Source organism: Pedobacter sp. Leaf176 (genome assembly GCF_001424305.1).
In the GTDB taxonomy this organism is placed as follows: domain Bacteria; phylum Bacteroidota; class Bacteroidia; order Sphingobacteriales; family Sphingobacteriaceae; genus Pedobacter.
Genome location: NZ_LMPD01000005.1, coordinates 328,998 through 347,349 on the forward strand (window position 1 = coordinate 328,998; position 18,352 = coordinate 347,349).

24 protein-coding genes and 1 riboswitch are annotated in these 18,352 nt (G+C 39.1%); of the genes, 16 read left to right on the plus strand and 8 right to left on the minus strand.

All coding sequences use genetic code 11. The features are described 5' to 3' along the window. Positions 1-46: 46 nt before the first annotated feature. The 6 genes from ASF92_RS15860 to ASF92_RS15885 all read right to left on the minus strand — a co-directional run bounded on the left by ASF92_RS15860 (position 47) and on the right by ASF92_RS15885 (position 3,467). On the minus strand, positions 47-532 hold the full coding sequence (locus ASF92_RS15860) for a DUF3347 domain-containing protein (protein ID WP_231729840.1): 486 nt from the start codon (positions 530-532) through the stop codon (positions 47-49). Between the two features lie 74 nt (positions 533-606). After that, positions 607-1,080 carry a hypothetical protein gene (locus ASF92_RS15865; protein ID WP_056095337.1) on the minus strand — a complete coding sequence of 158 codons (474 nt, stop codon included), beginning with the start codon at positions 1,078-1,080 and terminating at the stop codon, positions 607-609. 255 nt (positions 1,081-1,335) lie between these two features. Continuing rightward, a complete protein-coding gene (locus ASF92_RS15870; protein ID WP_056095340.1) occupies positions 1,336-1,953 on the minus strand; it encodes a DUF305 domain-containing protein in 618 nt (205 codons plus the stop codon). Positions 1,954-2,007: 54 nt separating this feature from the next. Continuing rightward, complete coding sequence (locus ASF92_RS15875) at positions 2,008-2,385, minus strand: DUF305 domain-containing protein (protein WP_056095342.1); 378 nt, start codon at positions 2,383-2,385, stop codon at positions 2,008-2,010. A 24-nt stretch (positions 2,386-2,409) separates the two neighbouring features. Beyond that, positions 2,410-2,970: an AraC family transcriptional regulator gene (locus ASF92_RS15880; RefSeq protein ID WP_056095345.1), complete on the minus strand. Its 561-nt coding sequence runs from the start codon at positions 2,968-2,970 to the stop codon at positions 2,410-2,412. A 74-nt stretch (positions 2,971-3,044) separates the two neighbouring features. Then, positions 3,045-3,467: a hypothetical protein gene (locus ASF92_RS15885; RefSeq protein WP_056095348.1), complete on the minus strand. Its 423-nt coding sequence runs from the start codon at positions 3,465-3,467 to the stop codon at positions 3,045-3,047. A gap of 241 nt (positions 3,468-3,708) precedes the next feature. Here ASF92_RS15885 and ASF92_RS21060 point away from each other — a divergent pair, with 241 nt between their 5' ends. The 9 genes from ASF92_RS21060 to ASF92_RS15920 all read left to right on the plus strand — a co-directional run bounded on the left by ASF92_RS21060 (position 3,709) and on the right by ASF92_RS15920 (position 11,230). Beyond that, entirely contained in the window at positions 3,709-4,035 is a 327-nt protein-coding gene (locus ASF92_RS21060; protein WP_157263928.1) for a hypothetical protein, read from the plus strand. Between the two features lie 404 nt (positions 4,036-4,439). Further along, positions 4,440-4,769: a helix-turn-helix transcriptional regulator gene (locus ASF92_RS15890; protein WP_056095350.1), complete on the plus strand. Its 330-nt coding sequence runs from the start codon at positions 4,440-4,442 to the stop codon at positions 4,767-4,769. Positions 4,770-4,820: 51 nt separating this feature from the next. Continuing rightward, on the plus strand, positions 4,821-5,291 hold the full coding sequence (locus tag ASF92_RS15895; RefSeq protein ID WP_056095355.1) for a DUF6428 family protein: 471 nt from the start codon (positions 4,821-4,823) through the stop codon (positions 5,289-5,291). A gap of 9 nt (positions 5,292-5,300) precedes the next feature. Then, on the plus strand, positions 5,301-5,459 hold the full coding sequence (locus tag ASF92_RS21450; RefSeq protein WP_231729841.1) for a hypothetical protein: 159 nt from the start codon (positions 5,301-5,303) through the stop codon (positions 5,457-5,459). Positions 5,460-5,468: 9 nt separating this feature from the next. After that, positions 5,469-5,786 carry a GNAT family N-acetyltransferase gene (locus ASF92_RS15900; protein ID WP_231729843.1) on the plus strand — a complete coding sequence of 106 codons (318 nt, stop codon included), beginning with the start codon at positions 5,469-5,471 and terminating at the stop codon, positions 5,784-5,786. Positions 5,787-5,792: 6 nt separating this feature from the next. After that, complete coding sequence (locus tag ASF92_RS15905) at positions 5,793-6,218, plus strand: arsenate reductase ArsC (RefSeq protein WP_056095358.1); 426 nt, start codon at positions 5,793-5,795, stop codon at positions 6,216-6,218. Next, a complete protein-coding gene (gene arsB, locus ASF92_RS15910; protein ID WP_056095362.1) occupies positions 6,218-7,303 on the plus strand; it encodes an ACR3 family arsenite efflux transporter in 1,086 nt (361 codons plus the stop codon). Before ASF92_RS15905 ends, arsB begins: the two co-directional genes overlap by 1 nt. Then, complete coding sequence (locus tag ASF92_RS15915; RefSeq protein WP_056095367.1) at positions 7,303-8,040, plus strand: metallophosphoesterase; 738 nt, start codon at positions 7,303-7,305, stop codon at positions 8,038-8,040. Before arsB ends, ASF92_RS15915 begins: the two co-directional genes overlap by 1 nt. A gap of 385 nt (positions 8,041-8,425) precedes the next feature. Further along, entirely contained in the window at positions 8,426-11,230 is a 2,805-nt protein-coding gene (locus ASF92_RS15920; RefSeq protein ID WP_056095370.1) for a TrlF family AAA-like ATPase, read from the plus strand. Between the two features lie 210 nt (positions 11,231-11,440). Here ASF92_RS15920 and ASF92_RS15925 read toward each other — a convergent pair whose 3' ends face one another. After that, positions 11,441-11,836 carry a helix-turn-helix domain-containing protein gene (locus ASF92_RS15925; protein ID WP_056095372.1) on the minus strand — a complete coding sequence of 132 codons (396 nt, stop codon included), beginning with the start codon at positions 11,834-11,836 and terminating at the stop codon, positions 11,441-11,443. A 155-nt stretch (positions 11,837-11,991) separates the two neighbouring features. On the opposite strand from ASF92_RS15925, the gene ASF92_RS15930 reads away from it, so the two are divergent. From ASF92_RS15930 to ASF92_RS15945, 4 genes are all read left to right on the plus strand, one after another. Next, positions 11,992-12,852, plus strand: coding sequence for an SDR family oxidoreductase (locus ASF92_RS15930; protein ID WP_056095375.1), 861 nt, complete (start codon positions 11,992-11,994; stop codon positions 12,850-12,852). A 176-nt stretch (positions 12,853-13,028) separates the two neighbouring features. Then, on the plus strand, positions 13,029-13,544 hold the full coding sequence (locus ASF92_RS15935) for a hypothetical protein (RefSeq protein ID WP_142528595.1): 516 nt from the start codon (positions 13,029-13,031) through the stop codon (positions 13,542-13,544). A 73-nt stretch (positions 13,545-13,617) separates the two neighbouring features. Further along, positions 13,618-14,478 carry an AraC family transcriptional regulator gene (locus tag ASF92_RS15940; protein WP_056095381.1) on the plus strand — a complete coding sequence of 287 codons (861 nt, stop codon included), beginning with the start codon at positions 13,618-13,620 and terminating at the stop codon, positions 14,476-14,478. Positions 14,479-14,578: 100 nt separating this feature from the next. Next, entirely contained in the window at positions 14,579-14,872 is a 294-nt protein-coding gene (locus tag ASF92_RS15945) for a putative quinol monooxygenase (protein ID WP_047096321.1), read from the plus strand. Positions 14,873-15,351: 479 nt separating this feature from the next. Here ASF92_RS15945 and ASF92_RS21610 read toward each other — a convergent pair whose 3' ends face one another. Then, on the minus strand, positions 15,352-15,690 hold the full coding sequence (locus ASF92_RS21610) for a four-helix bundle copper-binding protein (protein WP_008245450.1): 339 nt from the start codon (positions 15,688-15,690) through the stop codon (positions 15,352-15,354). Positions 15,691-15,917: 227 nt separating this feature from the next. Next, a riboswitch (Fluoride riboswitch) is annotated at positions 15,918-15,986 on the plus strand. A gap of 42 nt (positions 15,987-16,028) precedes the next feature. On the opposite strand from ASF92_RS21610, the gene ASF92_RS15960 reads away from it, so the two are divergent. Genes ASF92_RS15960 through eno form a run of 3 tightly spaced genes read left to right on the plus strand, consistent with a single transcriptional unit; the run spans position 16,029 to position 18,340 of the window. Beyond that, entirely contained in the window at positions 16,029-16,583 is a 555-nt protein-coding gene (locus ASF92_RS15960; protein WP_124910972.1) for a hypothetical protein, read from the plus strand. Between the two features lie 4 nt (positions 16,584-16,587). After that, positions 16,588-17,001 (plus strand): EamA family transporter, encoded by a 414-nt coding sequence (locus ASF92_RS15965; protein WP_056095387.1) that lies wholly within the window; start codon positions 16,588-16,590, stop codon positions 16,999-17,001. Between the two features lie 58 nt (positions 17,002-17,059). Beyond that, positions 17,060-18,340 (plus strand): phosphopyruvate hydratase, encoded by a 1,281-nt coding sequence (eno, locus tag ASF92_RS15970; protein WP_008245454.1) that lies wholly within the window; start codon positions 17,060-17,062, stop codon positions 18,338-18,340. Positions 18,341-18,352: the final 12 nt, after the last annotated feature.

The following is an 18,352-nucleotide window of genomic DNA, read 5'->3' on the forward strand; positions in this document are numbered from 1 at the left end:
TAAACAGCCCTATGCTTTTGCATAGGGCTTATTTAGATAATAACCTCTATTTTATAGTTTCTACCACATTTCCGCAGGTCAGCATGGCACTGCCGTAATACGGATTCTTAACTGCTTTTTCACTGCTTAGCCAATTGCTTTTTTTCATTGGGCAATACATTTGGTAAACAGGTTCAGCCGATAATTTTGATGTCTTAGCCAAGGTGATCATGCTGGTTGAAAGACCGGCAAAATGCTCACGCTCACTTTTAAGATCCTTGCTTTTAGCAAGTTTAACAGCATGTTCCAATAAGCCCTTCTTACTATTTTCATTAATTACTTTGGAATCAGTGCTGTTTACCCCTTTAACAAATTCCTGGGCTTTTGATGCTGCAAGTTTTGCATCGCCACTTACTAAGGCGTCTTTAATATTATAGTATAAAGGAAGGAGTGCAACAGGTTGCGTTTGATGATCAGCATGGTCAGTTTGTGCAAATCCATATTGCACAAAGGATGTTGCTATAATAGCAACAATTAGAAATATCTTTTTCATTTTCTTAATTTTAATAGAATAATTATTGAGCTGCAATGGTTAATACCATCGGGAAAAACGATTAAGCTTTAAAATCAAATTTGGAAACTTTGTATGGCAATACGTACGTCAGTAATTGGCGGACGGCAATGCCGGACAAAATAGGTATTGGGAACATTTACTGGAAAAGTAACCTCCTCGCCTATTCGATAAACTGCCGAAGGCAAAAGGAAAAATGAAGATGACAGCAAATTATAATTAAACCCTGGTTGGGTCAACTTATCTGCTTTTGTTAATTTGTCTACTTGTTCCTTGCAACAATTGTCTTTTTGACTTTTAGAGGCATGATCTGTTCCAGTACTTTTATCATGACTATGTTTGGAATGATCATGAGCCTGATTGTGTTTACGGGTATGTCCACTGGAATGAACCCTTCCCTGCTCCTGGTGATGCCCATTATTGAAGCCCATGTTAGTTCCAACAGCACAAGCGAAGCCTACTACCGTATTCAAAAGGAATACAAGAGTTAAAAAGGCAGCCTTAAACTGTATGGATGAACGGGATTTCATTTATATAAATATAGTAATATTCTTTAATTACGTACTACCAGTCAAAGATAAGCGGACTTCTATTGCTAAACTTATAAAGTTTTGTAAAAAATATACATAATTCTTACCTATCCATTTAGGACAGGTAAGATTATCAGACTGATCTAAGCAGCTGTCGCCATCTGCTCACAGATTTTTCGCATTGGCGGCAAGCCTCTGCATATTCCCTGCAATGCACCATGCCCAATTTGAGCATGTTTTCAGATTTTGAAACATTTATTTATTGTTATTTGCCAATAGCCATTCTTGTAACTCCTTGATTTCTTTTTCCTGGTCTTCAATAATATTAGAAGCCATTGTTTTCATCTCTGAATGGGTTCCGTAGTCCAGTTCCATTTTGGACATTTCGATAGCACTTTGGTGGTGCTGGGCCATCAGGATCGCAAAATCATGGTCTATTCTTCCATTTATAATTTGCAGGTCTGCATTACGCCCCATTTTCTCCATGCCCATCATCATTTGCGCATCAAATTCCGGTACGCTTAAATGTGCAGGATGAGCCTGTAAAAATGTGTTGAGTTGGGCAATTTCCTGGGTCTGCGCGCTGATCATCTTTTGTGCAATTGCTTTCATCGTGGCATCGGTTCCATCTTTAAGTTCTGCATTAGCCATATCAATCGCTCCCTGGTGGTGCATTGTCATCATCATGGCAAAATCATTATCAGGATCTTTGGTCATTTCCATGGCATCCATCTTATCCATCATCTGGTGCATGATGGTCATCATTTGGTTTTTATCGTGCTCCTGAATAGTGATTTGATTATCATCTTTACTGCATGCCTGCGCAAAAATTAATAGCGAGGCAAGAGATAGCATTTTTAGTCTATTTTTCATAGTTATAAGTATTAAATAGATTGGTTTATTGATACAATTAGTTGTGGATCAACTTTATTTATGCCCTGCCTGCCAGTTTTCGAACTCTTGGATTTCCTTTGTTTGGTCAGCAATCATTTTTGTTGCCATTGATTTAAACATTGGTTCGGCCTCTGCCATATCAACAGCTCCTTTATGATGTTCCTGGAGAGAAGCTGCAAGATCATGATCCGCATTTCCTGATTTCTCCATCTTATGCATATTTTCCATCATCTGGTTCATGGAAAACATAATGGACGAATCTGCCATATTACTTTTCGTGGTACTCATCGCATGGGCGGAACTGTCACCGTTCATTAGCGAATCATTCGTTTGACTACTGGATTGCTGGTTTTGGCAACTTACCACAATTGCCGCTATGGCAATTAATGGCATGATTAATTTGTTTTTCATTGTTTAGTTTTAATAAATAATTGATTATATTTTGTCCAGTGGCTTTCGGCTATTTAATTTCATGGTCTTAAACTCTCTTGGAGAGAGACCAGTAACTGATTTAAACTGATTTGAAAGGTGTGCACTGCTGCTGTACCCTATTTTCCATGCGATCTCATTTAGATTGAGTTCCCCATATTGAAGCAGCTCTTTTACCTTTTCGATCTTTTGCTGGATAATGAATTTTTCAATGGTCAGATCTCCGCTTTCAGAGAATAGGCGGCTTAGATAGCTATAATCTTTATGTAAGCGATCCGTTAATACCTGACTGAAGATAATATGTTGGGTTAAATCCGAATGATGTATAATTTCTATAACGGTGTTTCGGATGCTTTCAATCAACCTATCCTTTTCATTATCGATCAGCTCAAAGCCAAGCACTTTAAAAGACGCTGCTATTTCTCTCAGTTTATTTTCCGAAGGGTCAGGATAGACAAGAGCCGTCCCAAGAGAGATTTCTGAAACCTGCAAGTCCAGGTGTTCTAATTGTTGGCGTACAACCATTGTGCAACGGTCGCAAACCATATTTTTTATATGTAATAACATTTTAAAAGATCAAGCTAAATGAAAATATATAGGATACGGGATGTTCCATGGACTATTAAATAGTCCTAGCTTGATCAAATCAGGAAGGTACAGTTGGAAATATAAAGTGGAGTTTTTAAAAGGCCAGGTGGTGCATTACCCTTTGGCCAATCCATAGATTTTTTTTCTTTGCGAAAGATGAAGAGATCCTTAAAACCTGTTGGATAAGTTAAAATTGCAAAGGCAGTGAAAAATGGGCTGGACGAATTCTGGATATTTTCGCTGATGGCATACTGCCCATGCTGGTCACAGCACTCACAATCTTTCTCTTTAGAACACGGTTTTTCTTTATGGGTATGAGGTTTGGCCTCTTCATGGGATTTGGCTTTGTTATGATGATTATTGCTTGCCTGCGGTTCGAGTAAATATTCACCTGCACAATGAACAATACAGACAAACATGCCTGTTGTTAATAACAGGTAGAATACTGCAAAACTTATGGCATAGGCTTTTCTCATTATCAGGTAACTAACTTAATACAAATCATTTATAAGTTTTGTTCTAAAATTTAATATTTCATCTTAAAAAGCTGATATATGAGTTAGTTATGGATTGGCAAATCACAAAATGACATTGCCTTATTTACTTTAGTCTACTATTAACCAAATTTTGATAAATATTAGGTGACTCACGGAATTATGTAAAAATTTTTCAAAGTTATATAAGATCTATAAGTACTCTTTGTCGTAATTTCGCCTTATGAAGATCATGGTCTTGTTTCTGGCTTTATGTATTGTTGTTTTCCCATTTATGGAAGGAAATGCAAAAAGCATGCAAAGAAGTGCATCAGACAAGTGCTGTCATGAAATGACCAAGGAGTCATCATGCACCGATTTATCGAAAAACCGATGTAATCCGACCGCCTGTCAAACAATGACCATCTGTATAAATATTACTTTTCTGAAAAGTGAAGTTTTATCTCCTGCATCCTTGTTTCCTATCTTCATGAAGAAAGTATCCATCCCGAATTACCTTGGAGAGTTGTCTCGATACTCTTCGGTAAGCTGGCGTCCGCCTGCTGTTTAATAATTTATTGCTTGATTCAATTTTATCAGTTCATTAATTAATTAAACATTCAATCTTAAAACATGAAAAAGTTTTTATTTATCACCATGATAATGGTGATCACTATATTTTCCATTTCTTTCGCCAATACTCCATGCTGCAATACAAAATTGCATGACTGTACCAAATGTTCCAAAACTTGTACCAAACCGAACTGTATGGATAACTGCAGTAAAGCATGTAAGGGTTCTGGGAAGTGCGATAAAACCTGTAAGTATTAGGTTAGCTAGTTAGATTTAATAGATATGGTACAAAGGGTAGGACAAACCTGTCTTTGCGCCATATCTATTTTAAATAAAGAGTTACTCGGTTTCTAACAAAGTTGCATATTAAATTATTTAATCGTAACATTGCAATATACAATTATGGGACTTACAAGAACAGAAATATTCAGCGCCGAACAAAACCAATTGGCTACTTTACTAAAAGCATTGGCCCATCCTGCCCGTATCGCAATTTTACAAAGGATACTTGCTTCGAATACCTGCATCTGTGGGGACCTGGTCGAAGAACTTGGTCTTGCCCAGGCGACGATATCCCAACATTTAAAAGAATTAAAGACTGCTGGAATCATTCAGGGTACCATTGAAGGAGTCAGTGTTTGTTATTGTATCAATCCGGTAACCTGGAAATTAATAGAGACCCAGATGGGTGCTTTTTTAGGCGCTTACATACAAGAAGCTGACTGCTGTTAGTTTTTTTAAAGATTAAATCAATCGTTAAATTGCAATATTAAATATATCGTTATGAAATTATCAGAAATTAAAGAAATCCTGGCTAAAAGAGAAAGCGTTAATTTTAAACTAGAGAACGGTCAGGCTGTGCCTGAGCATTTTCATGTTACCGAAGTTGGTATAATCACTAAAGACTTTATCGACTGCGGAGGTACCGTACGACATGAGAAAGTAGCAAATTTCCAGCTTTGGGATGCCAATGATTTTGAGCACCGTTTGAAAGCAGGAAAATTATTGAACATCATTTCTTTGTCTGAGCAGGTTATCGGTATGGAAGATCTTGATATAGAAGTAGAATATCAGTCTGAAACCATAGGTAAATATGACCTAGCCTTTGACGGGGATAACTTTGTTTTGACCTCAAAAACGACTGCTTGCCTTGCCATGGACAAATGCGGCATTCCGGCAAAAAAAGAAAAACTTGAAATGGTAAACCTGGCAGGTGACGCAAATGCGTGTACTCCAGGTGGTGGCTGCTGCTAAATAAAAAACATGGGGATTAGAATTTTAGTTTTTTCAGATTGGGAGCAGGTTAAATCTATTTATGAAAAGGGAATTGCAACTGGCAATGCCACTTTTCAAACCACTGCCCCAACCTTTGAGGAATGGGACGATTCACATTTAAAAACTTGTCGCTTTGTCTATGATTAGAATGGTACTATCCGTGGATGGGCCGCATTAACCCCTGTTTCTTCCAGATGCGTTTATGCCGGGGTTGCAGAAGTGAGCGTGTACGTTGATCCAGAGTTTAGTGGAAAAGGTATTGGATCTGGTCTGCTTAATAAGCTAGTCAAGGCAAGTGAACAGGAAGGCATCTGGACTTTGCAGGCTGGAATTTTTCCGGAAAATGCATCAAGCTTAAAAATTCATGAGAAAGCGGGTTTTCGGATCCTTGGCATTAGAGAAAAGATTGGAAAACAACATGACACCTGGCGGGATACCGTCCTATTAGAAAGAAGAAGTAAAACCATAATTTAAACAAAATTGAAAAATATATTAGTCCTGTGTACAGGAAATAGCTGCAGAAGCCAGCTTGCTGAAGGTTACCTGCGTCATTATGCAGAAGGTAAAGCCAATATCTATAGTGCAGGAATAGAAACCCATGGGGTAAACCCAAAAGCGGTGCAGGTCATGGCAGAAGACCACATTGACATTTCATCTCATACCTCTAACCATGTAGATGAATACTTGTCTATTCCTTTTGATGCAGTGATCACCGTATGTGATAATGCAAACGAGGCCTGTCCTTATTTTCCTGGCAAGGTGGAGCGCTTTCATCAGAACTTTCCTGATCCTGCAAAAGCGACTGGAACTGCGGAAGAAGTCATGGACGAATTCAGAAGGGTCAGAGACTTGATTAAAGTTTACTCGGATGACTTTATCAGCGAACATATAAACCAAAAGACTTAATGAGCGCAAATAATTGTGCCCCTGTGGCCGAAAGAAAAAAACTTGGTTTCCTTGACCGGTATTTAACCTTATGGATATTTATTGCAATGGCTCTTGGGGTGAGCATAGGTTACTTCGTGCCTTCATCCTCTGGTTTTATAAATTCCTTTTCCAGTGGCACCACAAACATTCCTTTAGCCATTGGACTGATCCTGATGATGTACCCTCCGCTTGCAAAGGTGAGTTATGAAAAAATGGGTGAAGTATTCAAAGACACTAAAGTATTAAGCGTCTCGCTTATTCTAAATTGGGTAATTGGGCCATTACTAATGTTTTTTCTGGCCATTATTTTCCTAAGGGGCTATCCGGAATATATGGTGGGTCTGATCCTAATTGGCCTTGCCAGATGTATTGCCATGGTGGTAGTCTGGAATGAACTTGCCGAAGGAAACAGGGAATATGCAGCAGGTCTGATTGCATTGAACAGTATTTTCCAGGTATTATTATACAGTGTTTTTGCCTATATCTTTATTACGGTATTGCCTCCTTATTTTGGCTTGAAAGGCCTGGAGGTTAATATTACGATTAGTGAAATAGCTAAAAGTGTTGCGATTTATTTAGGGTTGCCTTTTGCGCTTGGAATTATTTCAAGATACGTGCTGATTAGTATAAAGGGAAAAGAATGGTTCAATAATGTCTTTGTACCTATGATTTCTCCCATTACCCTTATTGCTTTACTTTTCACCATTGTGATCATGTTCAGTTTAAAAGGAGAATTAATCGTACACATTCCCATGGATGTAGTTAGAATTGCCATTCCACTGGTCATATATTTCTCCATCATGTTCATCATGAGCTTTTTTGCAGGACGTTATTTTGGTGCAGACTATTCTAAGAGCGCTTCTATCGCATTTACGGCAACCGGGAACAATTTTGAACTCGCTATTGCTGTCGCCATTGGCGTATTTGGAATCAATTCAGGTCAAGCCTTTGCCGGAGTGATCGGCCCTTTAGTAGAAGTTCCTGCACTGATTGCCCTGGTGAACCTTGCTTTTTACTTCAGAAAAAAATACTATCCAGCTAAGACCTTAGAAACAATACAATAATGAAGATTGCACTTTTTTCGGATGTACATGCTAACCTTCCGGCTTTTAAGGCCATGTTGGAAGACCTGGACGAACAGACTGCTGATGCTATATACTGTCTTGGCGATTTGATAGGTTACAACGTGTGGCCAAATGAAGTCATTGCTGAAATTAGAAAGCGGGGTATAGCTACCCTTGCCGGAAACCATGACTTAAAAGTAGAAAACCTGATCACTACGCCCCAGAGCTTAAGCGAGCCTGGTAAAAAGTATGCTTACCACTTAGTTGAACAACATCATCGAGATTATTTGTTGACGCTCCCTGCGCACATCAGACTGGAATTTAAGCAAGGCAGTGAAAAATTAAACATCGTAATGGCTCATGGCAGTACCCGGAGTGTAGATGAATATACGTTGTTTGATACCGAAGAAAAACAGGTGCTGGAAATGATGGAAGAAGCAAATGCTGACCTATTATTTGTCGGCCATTCTCATAAACCCTATCACCGGATAATGGAAAGCAGTGCCGGTGTTTTTAAACATGTAATCAATTTAGGATCGGTTGGAAAACCAAAGGATGGCGATTCACGGGGATGTTACGTTATGCTAACAATAGATAAGAAGAGTTCTGTATCGGATCCGGAAAGTATTAAAGTAGAATTTAGAAGGGTCGCCTATGACCTTAACATGGCTTCTCAGGGAATACTGGAAAGTCCTTTACCAGATGAATTTGCACAAGGATTATTTGAAGCTAGGTAAAAGCAACCATTACATTTAATAGTGAGCCTATCGTTAATTGGTCGTTTTTTTTAAAATATTAAAAGGTAATATATCGTTAAAGAAATCGTGCACTCTATTATTTAAGTTCACAAATATTATCAAATACTCATCTCTTTTTCTATCAAAAAACGGTGGAATAATGGATACTACAAGATTTATCACACAAACCGAAATTTCTTTTTTCGCCGTAAGCTTTAATTAAAGTCAGATCAGCCAGGACCGTCTTTTTAAAGGAGGGAATTATGAAGTCTTTGGGTGATCGACGGATTGTTGGCGTAGTGCTATTTGGTTCTAATACGTGCAAAATCATGTTAACTTCAATATTGCAATTGTGTTTCTGTAGCTTTAAGGTCATCTTAATATTATGGCTTCTCAAATATATTTTAAAGGTACACGCTGGTTAAAATGCGACCTGCATTTACATACAACTGAAAGTGTTTGTTTCCGGGATCAGACCGTTTCTCCTGAACAATGGGTGCAAAAAGCCATTGATCAGGGCTTGAACTGTGTTGCCGTAACCGATCATAATTCTGGTAATGCTATTGATCAGATTAAAAATGCAGCCACTGGTACTGGCCTTGTAATTTTTCCTGGTGTGGAAATCACATGTGACACTTCTAAAATCCATCTGCTAATCCTCTTTGATGTCGAGAAAACCACTGCGGACGTTAATGACTTCCTAATCCGATGCGGAATTAGTCGTTCGGATTTTGCTAATGCGGAGGCTTTCACTTCTATGAATATTTTTGATGTCGCAGACATTGCCAATGAGGAAGGGGCGTTAATCATACCCGCACACGTTGATGAGTTTAATGGTTTGGGTGACGTAAGCGTTGCTAATCTAGAGAAGTTTTATGCATTGGGTTACATTAATGCAGTTCAGGTGGTTCACAAGGAGTTCTTAAATCAATCTTTATCTACAACAGAAAATACAGAACTAAGGGATAGCCTAAATGAGTATTATAGTCAACCAACTCCTCGTATTGATGACACTACCATTAAGAAATGGTTCACTGCGGCAAAATATGCAGTTTCATCTAAGTTGGCGGTTCTGACTTTCTCAGATAATCCTCATGATTCAGGGGATTCTAAGCATGGTTTGGATGGTATCGGTTCTAGATATACCTGGATTAAAATGGACGAACAGCCCACCTTGGAAGGCCTTAGGCAAGCCATATTGATGCCTAAGTTTAGGATACGTAATGACTTTAGCTATCAGCAACACCCATATGAAGCACCCGACCTGTGGATTAGATCTATTATGATTACGGGATCGCATGTGACGCATGCAAGCATTCCATTACATATTGAATTTAACCCTCAATTAACAACGATCATTGGTGGAAGAGGTAGCGGTAAATCAAGCATCCTCAGGTTTATCCGAGGCTTATTTAACCGCACCTTAGATATTTCAGGACTGAATGAAATAATATCGGACCATAATGGTTTCTATAAAAAGTTTGATTCAAAGACGGAGAAAGGCGTTATTAAAGAGGGAACAATAATAGTTGTCGAATTTGTCCGTAACCGTATTTTACACAAGATTACTGCTACTGACATAACTGATTCTAGTCGCCAAACGATTAGCATTAAGAAATACGACCAAGTTACTTCGGCATGGCTTCCTGAATCGGCTGAAGGGTATATTGATTTTCTAAAATATGAACATTATTCACAAAAGCAGATCTATGAAATTGCACAAAAGCCGAACTCTTTAAGAGAACGCATTGACCGATCTGTTGAAGGCTTGGAAGATATTAAAAATGAGCGTGATGTTTTACGCCTGTCATTCTTGGAAAAGTCTGCTGCAATTAGAACTAAACAGGAACAAATCGCGGGGAAAGGCAGGCTTCAGACAGAGATAACAGATCTGACAGATCAGATATCACTATACCAGCAAAGTGGAATAGCGACATTGCTCATTGATAAAGAAAAGTTCTCAACCCAGAAAAGGTTGATAAATGATTTTGTCAATGAAGCCCAAACGAAAGAGGGGCTATTAGAGGAAGCAGCTGAAGATATCGTTGTTGATAATATCCAGTTCGATAGTTTTGAGGCATCTGAATCAACTGAGCTGGAACAATTATCTCAAGCTGTTGTGAATGGATACAATGCTATCAAAGTTGAGTTGATAGCATTACAGCAAAGAGCTGTCCAACTTAAAAGTACTTTTGAAATCGCTTTAACTTCCAGTTCTTGGGCCAATAGTTTACGAGCAAATGAAAGTGATTTTGAAGCGAAAAAGGCAGAACTAGCGGAACAAGGTATGAACGATCTTACTAGATTTGAAGCGCTTACAGAAGCCAGAACGATCAAATCTGCTGAGCTAGAGCGCCTAACAGAGATTGAAACGTCGCTGAGTGTAGAAATGACTGAAAGGGAAGGTATCAAGACCGACTTCTTCGCCAAGACTCGCGAGATATTCCAAGCAAGGAAAGACCATGTAGAGAATTTAATGCAGGACGATAAAATTAATGTGACTATTATTCCTTTTAGGGATAAGGGCGATTTTGTTGTCAGACTAAGGGGGATTTTACAGAAGCCAACTGGTTTTGAAAGTGATATAGACCAATTAGTTAAGATAGCTTTTACAGGAGTTACAGAGCAAAAAATGGTGACCGTGAAACAAGCCATTGTAGATTCAAAAGCCGGGTTAGTAGTAACGGGCATAAGCGGATATTTCAGAAATCTTGCTGCAGATCTTACCGAATCGCAAATGGACGAAGTTGAACTGTTCTGGCCTGAGGATGAAATCTCAATCAAGTATAAGCCTTCAGGATCTTCAGCATTAAAGCCTCTGAGTACAGCCTCTGCTGGACAAAAAACAACAGCAATTTTAACTATTATTCTAAGTCAGGGAACAATGCCGCTATTATTGGATCAGCCAGAAGATGATCTGGACAATCGCCTTGTCTATGAACTGATTGTTGACCGCTTGAATCAGGCAAAGGAACATCGCCAAATCATTGTCGTCACCCATAACGCGAATATTCCGGTTAATGGTGATGCAGAATACATACACTCTATGGATTCTGAAAGTAAGAAACTTTCTGTGTTACAATCAGGGACTGTTGAAGACCGGGTTATTAAGAAAGAGATATGCGATGTAATGGAAGGAACTGAATATGCATTTAATATGCGTTCAAAGCGTTACAAATCAATAATATAGTTAGGCCAATGGTAATATTATAAGATAGCCTGATTTAGAAGCACATCAGGCTATCCTATTAGAATTCTGGGAGGATCTCAAATAACCAGCGTTTTTGTGTCGCAGGGCATCGGTACGTACGGCCCGCCGATGCGTGTAGGCACAAAGAGCGAGATCGTGGTGCTGAATTTGAAACCTCAGAATAGAAAGTAACCGGTTTTAAAAAACAGTTTACCCGGATATAATGACTTCATCAGCCTTTCTTTCCTCCATCCCATTAAGCGTAATCTCCCGATGTTGCAAGCCCCATTCCACCATTTTTTGGATGACCTCATAAAGCTGCTCACCTGAAGGTGTCAATTCATACTCGATCAAAACCGGTGTGGAGTTAATCACATTTCTCCTGACCACACCGTTGACTTCCAGCTCTTTCAGCTCCTTGGAAACCATTCGGGGCGTAATATCCGTAATTGCCCTTTGTATATCCGTAAAACGTTTTTTACCACTGAGCAAGGTGCATACCACCGCCAGTTTCCATTTGCCGCTCACCACATTCAGCGTGTCTGTTAGTGCCATGATTAAACCCCTGTCACACTTCATAATATCTGAATACCTGCTATCCATCATTCCAATTATTTTGTTCGTAAAATTCCTGTCAACAACTACTTTTATTTATATTAACTATACATCTGTATAGCACTATACAATCGTATAGTCATATAAATTGTATAGCAAATATAGGTAACTTTGTCACATTAGAAAATAGTAAACAAATAGAAAAAATGATTTTAGTAACAGGAGCCACAGGGCATTTGGGAACAGCGGTAATAGACCAGTTGTTAAAACATACCTCAACAGAGAACTTTGTTGCATTGGCGAGAAGCGAGGAAAAAGCAAAGGCATTGAAAGATAAGGGTGTACAGGTACGCATTGGCGATTTTGACGATCCCGCATCGCTGGAAAAAGCCTTTGCAGGAATAGACAAACTTTTACTGATTTCAACGGTAGCTCAGAACAGGGGCGAACAGCAAAAAGCCGTAGTAGAAGTTGCCAAAAAAGCGGGTGTACAACATATTGTTTACACTGGTGTTTCACTGAAAGATCTGAGCACATCCGCTATCAAATGGTTGATGGCAAGCCATTTCGAAACAGAAGATGCCATCAAGGACAGCGGCCTTGTCTATACGTTTCTCCGCAATGCGTTGTACACCGATGTGATACCGATGTATGTGGGAGAGCACGTTTTTGAAGCCGGAATTTACCTGCCTGCCGGTGATGGTAAAGCACCGTTTGCCCTCCGCAGGGAAATGGGAGAAGCTGTTGCCAATGTTTTGTTGCAGGACGGACACGAAAATAAAACCTATGAAATTACAGGCAGCGAACTGTATTCGTACACCGATGTAGCTCAGGCTCTTTCGGAATTATCAGGCAAATCGGTTTCTTACACCAATGCCGACCCAACAGAGTTTACCGAAAAACTAAAGCAGTTTGGCGTTCCCGAATTTGCCATTTTACTAACCGCCGGTTTTGCCGAAGATCAGAAAAACCACCAGTTTGAAGAGGTAACAAACGATCTGGAAAACCTTTTGGGAAGAAAACCTTTGGCATTGAAAGAAGCATTAAAAGAAATCTATAAGTTGTAACAGCCCATACGACCTCATTAATGTAAAATCTTACACCACCACACTCAGCATTTGCCGGGTGTGGTGGTGTATTTTAGACTGTTTTTTTATTTTGTTAGTTTTGCATATATGATTCATCTGACAGATTGATTAAGAATATCCAATATTTCTTCCCAGGTCAGATGCACATAAAAACGATGCAAGATTTTGAGTACATAAAAATTGTTCCTGACGAACGGCTCTCCGGTTTTGTGGAGAGTTTCCTGCTATGTGCCAATCATACCGATGAAGATAAAGAAGTCATTATTTTTCCCGATGGAAGAGTGGACATTATGTTTAGCTGTACAGATCAGGAACCATTGGTAGCCGAATTATTTAATCTGGATAAAAAAGCAAGGCGGTATATTTTCAAAAAGCAAACAAAGCTTTTTATGGTATGTCTTACCTTGCTCGGTGCCGAATACCTGCTCGGATACAACGGGACAGATTTTGGAAAAGATGAGATTCGGCTTCCCGCAGGTTTTTGGGATATTTCTAAAGAAGACCTTACAAGCTTAGATAGCTTTGCAGAAAAGGTTTCGGAAAAACTTTTGGAAATATTCCCGAAAAAGATGGATGAAAGAAAGCAACAGCTTTTTGAGCTTATCTATTCGTCAGGTGGTAAGGCGTTATCAAGTACCCTCCTTACAGCAAGAAAAAACTCAAATGGCTAAAATCGCTTTTGGAACAAATTTCTTAATGACACAACCAAAGAACACTCCGTAAAAAATCAATTTAATTTTGACGATGGACATTACAAACCTTCCCGAAGATCTATGGGAACATAACGAAACTCATACTTCGGATTTGCAAATTTTCAATTACGAAGTGTATAAGAACGGTTATAGAAACAAGATTGGCCTGAATAAAAATGTATTCAGTTTCTTATTGAATGGTCAAAAAAACATTCACTTTTCTAATGATATCATTTCAATCAATGAAACACAATCGCTACTTATCACATCTAATAATGTTTTGGTTACCGAACTGGTAGGTGTAAGTTCATACCGTTGTTTACTCTTCTTCTTTTCTCACAAAAACATCACCGATTTTTTATTGAAACATTCCCATTCTTTCAGTCAGAATGCCTCAGATAAAAAGATAACGGATATACCTTATTTCCTTTTAGAGAAAGACAATTTTATCATCCATTATATTCATTCGCTCCAACAGATTTTTGGTTTGCAACAATCTATCTCTCAAAAGATTTTGGAACTGAAATTTGAAGAAATAATGCTTTATCTGGCGGATAAATATGGGACGGTATTTTTAGATTACTTACATTATTTACTAATCAATGAAAGAGAATTATCATTTAAAATGGTAATTGAAAAGAACCTTTATACGAACTTGAATATTGACGAAATAGCCTTTCTGTGCAATATGAGTGCCTCTACTTTTAAGAGAAAATTTATAAGTATATACCAGGAATCTCCAGGGAAATGGTTTCAGCAAAAACGGCTTAACAAGGCCAAAGAATTGTTACATAATAACCAAGTCACACCTTCCGAAATTTTTATGGACTTTGGCTATGGCAGCTTGTCAAATTTTAGTGCAGCCTTTAAAAATGAATTTGGGTATAGCCCCAACCACATCCACTCAAATTGACCTCTTTTCATAACTTATCGAACCAAACTAATAAACGAAGCAGCGCTGGTTTTTCTAATTTTGTCTGATTGAAGAATTTTTTAACTAAAAAATAAAAACAATGAAAAAATTAGGATTGTTAGTTCGGTTGGAAGCAAAGGCCGGCCAAGAAAAAAACGTTGAAGATTTTATTACAGGAGCATTACCGCTTGCTCTTGAAGAAGCCGGTACCGTTACGTGGTATGCATTCCGTATTGATGCTTCTACCTTCGGTATTTACGATACTTTTTCAAACGAAGAAGGCAGAGAGGCACACCTTGGCGGTAAGATCGCAAAAGCATTAATGGAAAATGCACCAGACCTATTGGCAACACCTCCGTCTATAGAAAAATTGGACATTTTAGCTGCCAAATAGCCTAAGATAATACCATTATATTTAAGGGAGGATTTTGCAAAAACTCAGCAAAATCCTCCCTTAATTGTTCAAAAAAATATCTTCTCTTCTTCATTTTTTTAGATATCTAAAAATCAACCCAAAAAAGCTTACGTCCTTTGCATTATCAAATTTTAAAGAGATAAGGAGTTCTACACTAAAAGTGGGTTTGTCAAGATAAATATCACTTCTATTTATAAAAGGGTAAATTAATACCATAATTCTCAGAAAACGGTGGAATAATGGAGTGTATAACTTTTGGCCCAAGCCAGATTGGTCGAACAAACCATAATTCTCTCTTTTGCCGTAAAGATTCAATGGTGGCCACATCAGCAAGGCGGTCTTTTAAAAGGAGGGAATAATGAAAATAAAATGAATGGAATAAATTTGCCTATTTATAAAAATGAAAGGGCAACTAGAATGCTGCCCTTAATCAATTAATGCTCACGGTGATTGGCATCTTAAGCAGCTACTCCTGTCATTCTTCTGCATTCTTCCGCACAAGCCTTACAAGCATCTGCACATTCCTGACAATGCTGGGTATGATGATTACTACACTCATCTCCGCATTGCTGGCAAATATCTGCGCAAATACGGCAAATGTCTTGAGCAAAAGAGCTACCCATACTCATCAATTGAGCGGCAGAGTAGCAGATGGCTGCACATTGCATATCAAGCTCAATACACCGCGCCATCATTTTCACGTCTTCTTCCTGAGTGCATGAACTTGCACAATGATTGCAAATTGAAGCACACTTTAAGCATGCATCAATACAGTTTTTCCATTCATGGTATCCCATAACTTTAATTTTTTAGGGTTATAAAAAAAATTCCTATATAGATAACATGGTTATTTCCAGGCGGTTTCATTTTGTTTAAGAAAAGCTTTAATCCCGTGATATGATGCTTGTTTAAACGGTAGAAGAATAAGAAACTGGTTCTCGTATTCAAATAAGGAGGAATAGTGATAAATTAAATTCTCAACACCTACTTTAAGATTTTGCACATCATTTTATTAGTATTATATTTGCAATACGGAAATGGTGTCCTTCCGATTCAACCGCTTTTTTCAAAAGCTGATGGCGCCTACAATAGAAATTCCAGCAGGTAATAAAATCTGCCGGTCAAAGTATTGTAGGTGAAAAAATTAAAAATAAATTCTCAACTCTTATTGCTGGCAGCTATCTTAATTGCGCTTGTCTTACTTTGTCTGTCTGCCAAAGTGAGATCAGTGTTAGCAATGGTCCTGCCGGTTGAAACTGAATGGTTCTTGTGGATAAATCAGCACCATAATGCATTCTGGGATACGATCATGTACTGGGCCAGTGATAAGCGTTTTTGGCTTCCTTTTTATGCCTTCATTATTTATTGCCTCTTCCAGAATTTCTGCAAAAAAATTTGGCAGGTTCTTATTACCATTGCGCTACTAGTTGCTAGTGCAGATCAGATTGCTTCAGGACTGATTAAAAACACCGTTAAGCGTCTACGCCCTTCCCATGAACCGAATCTAACTACGATCATTCATTTAAGTAAAGCAGGTGCGGGTGGGATGTATGGATGGCCATCCGCTCTTTCATCACCTATCTTCAAAAGCATTCTTTCCGCTGGTTCGGCATTTACCGGATCATTGCCGGAGCAACGGTTCTTGTACTCATTTACTTTGGAATTATTCAATAACGGAAAATTAACATAAAACTATGTGGTGGATCTACGCGCTATTATCAGCTTTCTTTGCTTCCCTTACGGCCATCTTTGCAAAAGTCGGCGTAACCAATGTCAATTCTGATTTGGCTACTGCCATACGAACGGTGGTAATACTGATTGTAGCCTGGGGGATCGTAATGGCCAGAGGCGAACTTAAAGGAATTACGGAACTGTCAAAGCATAACCTGCTATTTCTTTTTTTATCTGGCCTTGCCACCGGCTTGTCCTGGATATTCTACTACAAGGCTTTGCAGATCGGGAAAGTGTCCCAGGTCGCCCCTGTTGATAAGTTGAGTATTGCCCTAACTATTATACTTGCAATGGTGTTCCTGAAAGAAGCTCTTACCCTGAAAGTATTCTTTGGTGCCCTGCTGATCATTGGGGGAACACTGGTTTTGATCTTTTGAGAAACTCAATTATTTGTAAGCAACCGAAATACTAAAAATCAATATAAAACAAAAAACTATGAAATTAACTAAAATTCATGCCCGTGAAATTTTGGATTCCAGGGGCAATCCGACAGTAGAAGTAGAAGTCACTCTTAACGGAACAACAGCAAGGGGTATTTCTCCATCCGGGGCAAGTACGGGTGAAAAAGAAGCCGTAGAGCTTAGAGATGGTGATCCAGAGCGCTATAATGGTAAAGGCGTGGAAAAAGCAGTAAAAGGGATTAACGTCGAAGTCGGCAAATCAGTCACCGGCTTATCCTTTGAGGGTCAGCAGGCCTTCGATGATCATATAATTGGTCTGGATGGAACCGAGAATAAATCAAGGCTCGGCGCAAATGCGATGCTTGCGGCCTCAATCGCCTTCGCCCGGGCTTCGGCCGTTGCAAAAGGGATTCCCTTGTATAGGCAGCTAGTGGAAAGGGAAGGTTACGTAATGCCCGTACCGTGCATGAATGTCATTAATGGGGGAAGGCATTCTGATAACAACATCGATTTTCAGGAATTTATGATTGCCCCTCATAACGCCCCCTCGTTTAAGGAAAGTATCCGTATGGGCGAAGCTGTTTTTCATTCCCTGAGAAGTCTGCTAAAAGCGAAAGGCTATTATACCGGAGTTGGTGACGAAGGTGGGTTTGCGCCAAATCTGAGTTCTAATGAGGAAGCCGTCCAAATCATCATGGAAGCGATACATATTGCCGGTTTTGCTCCAGGCAAGGATATTTCCCTTTGTCTTGACCCAGCGACCAGCGAAATGTGGAATAATGGAAAATATGAATTTTATAAAAGTTCTAAAGAACGGATCACAACAGATGAAATGATTGGCTTTTGGGAAGGATGGTTAAAAGAGTACCCAATTATCCTGTTGGAAGACGGGTTGGGCGAAAACGATTGGGAGGGATGGAAAAAGCTGACCAGCCTTTTGGGAGACAAAGTGGAATTGGTTGGAGATGATATATTCTGCACCAACCCGAGTATTATCCAGCAGGGAATCGACCAGGGCATTGCAAACAGCGTACTGATTAAATTGAACCAGATCGGTACAGTTTCCGAAACGCTAAAGGCCGTAGAACTAGCCCAAAAAAACGGTTACAATTGCTTTATTTCTCACCGCAGTGGTGAAACTGAAGACACGACAATTGCGGATCTGGTTGTCGCTACCGGTGCGGGGCACATCAAAACAGGAAGTGGCTGCCGCTCTGAAAGGGTATCTAAATTTAACCAGTTGCTTCGGATAGAAGAAGAACTTGGTGATAGGGCATCATTTGCAGGAATCAATACTTTTTATAAAAAATTATAAATCAGCCGCTAA

What these genes read in the sequence shown, in the direction of transcription:
- ASF92_RS15925 (WP_056095372.1), bottom strand. Translation starts at nt 11,836, where the DNA reads ATGATGGATAGCAGGTATTCAGATATTATGAAGTGTGACAGGGGTTTA.
- ASF92_RS15920 (WP_056095370.1), top strand. Translation starts at nt 8,426, where the DNA reads ATGGCTTCTCAAATATATTTTAAAGGTACACGCTGGTTAAAATGCGAC.
- ASF92_RS15930 (WP_056095375.1), top strand. Translation starts at nt 11,992, where the DNA reads ATGATTTTAGTAACAGGAGCCACAGGGCATTTGGGAACAGCGGTAATA.
- ASF92_RS15885 (WP_056095348.1), bottom strand. Translation starts at nt 3,467, where the DNA reads ATGAGAAAAGCCTATGCCATAAGTTTTGCAGTATTCTACCTGTTATTA.
- arsB (WP_056095362.1), top strand. Translation starts at nt 6,218, where the DNA reads ATGAGCGCAAATAATTGTGCCCCTGTGGCCGAAAGAAAAAAACTTGGT.
- eno (WP_008245454.1), top strand. Translation starts at nt 17,060, where the DNA reads ATGAAATTAACTAAAATTCATGCCCGTGAAATTTTGGATTCCAGGGGC.
- ASF92_RS21610 (WP_008245450.1), bottom strand. Translation starts at nt 15,690, where the DNA reads ATGGGATACCATGAATGGAAAAACTGTATTGATGCATGCTTAAAGTGT.
- ASF92_RS15890 (WP_056095350.1), top strand. Translation starts at nt 4,440, where the DNA reads ATGGGACTTACAAGAACAGAAATATTCAGCGCCGAACAAAACCAATTG.
- ASF92_RS15875 (WP_056095342.1), bottom strand. Translation starts at nt 2,385, where the DNA reads ATGAAAAACAAATTAATCATGCCATTAATTGCCATAGCGGCAATTGTG.
- ASF92_RS15940 (WP_056095381.1), top strand. Translation starts at nt 13,618, where the DNA reads ATGGACATTACAAACCTTCCCGAAGATCTATGGGAACATAACGAAACT.
- ASF92_RS15895 (WP_056095355.1), top strand. Translation starts at nt 4,821, where the DNA reads ATGAAATTATCAGAAATTAAAGAAATCCTGGCTAAAAGAGAAAGCGTT.
- ASF92_RS15865 (WP_056095337.1), bottom strand. Translation starts at nt 1,080, where the DNA reads ATGAAATCCCGTTCATCCATACAGTTTAAGGCTGCCTTTTTAACTCTT.
- ASF92_RS15935 (WP_142528595.1), top strand. Translation starts at nt 13,029, where the DNA reads ATGCAAGATTTTGAGTACATAAAAATTGTTCCTGACGAACGGCTCTCC.
- ASF92_RS15945 (WP_047096321.1), top strand. Translation starts at nt 14,579, where the DNA reads ATGAAAAAATTAGGATTGTTAGTTCGGTTGGAAGCAAAGGCCGGCCAA.
- ASF92_RS15870 (WP_056095340.1), bottom strand. Translation starts at nt 1,953, where the DNA reads ATGAAAAATAGACTAAAAATGCTATCTCTTGCCTCGCTATTAATTTTT.
- ASF92_RS15965 (WP_056095387.1), top strand. Translation starts at nt 16,588, where the DNA reads ATGTGGTGGATCTACGCGCTATTATCAGCTTTCTTTGCTTCCCTTACG.
- ASF92_RS21450 (WP_231729841.1), top strand. Translation starts at nt 5,301, where the DNA reads ATGGGGATTAGAATTTTAGTTTTTTCAGATTGGGAGCAGGTTAAATCT.
- ASF92_RS21060 (WP_157263928.1), top strand. Translation starts at nt 3,709, where the DNA reads ATGAAGATCATGGTCTTGTTTCTGGCTTTATGTATTGTTGTTTTCCCA.
- ASF92_RS15880 (WP_056095345.1), bottom strand. Translation starts at nt 2,970, where the DNA reads ATGTTATTACATATAAAAAATATGGTTTGCGACCGTTGCACAATGGTT.
- ASF92_RS15860 (WP_231729840.1), bottom strand. Translation starts at nt 532, where the DNA reads ATGAAAAAGATATTTCTAATTGTTGCTATTATAGCAACATCCTTTGTG.
- ASF92_RS15915 (WP_056095367.1), top strand. Translation starts at nt 7,303, where the DNA reads ATGAAGATTGCACTTTTTTCGGATGTACATGCTAACCTTCCGGCTTTT.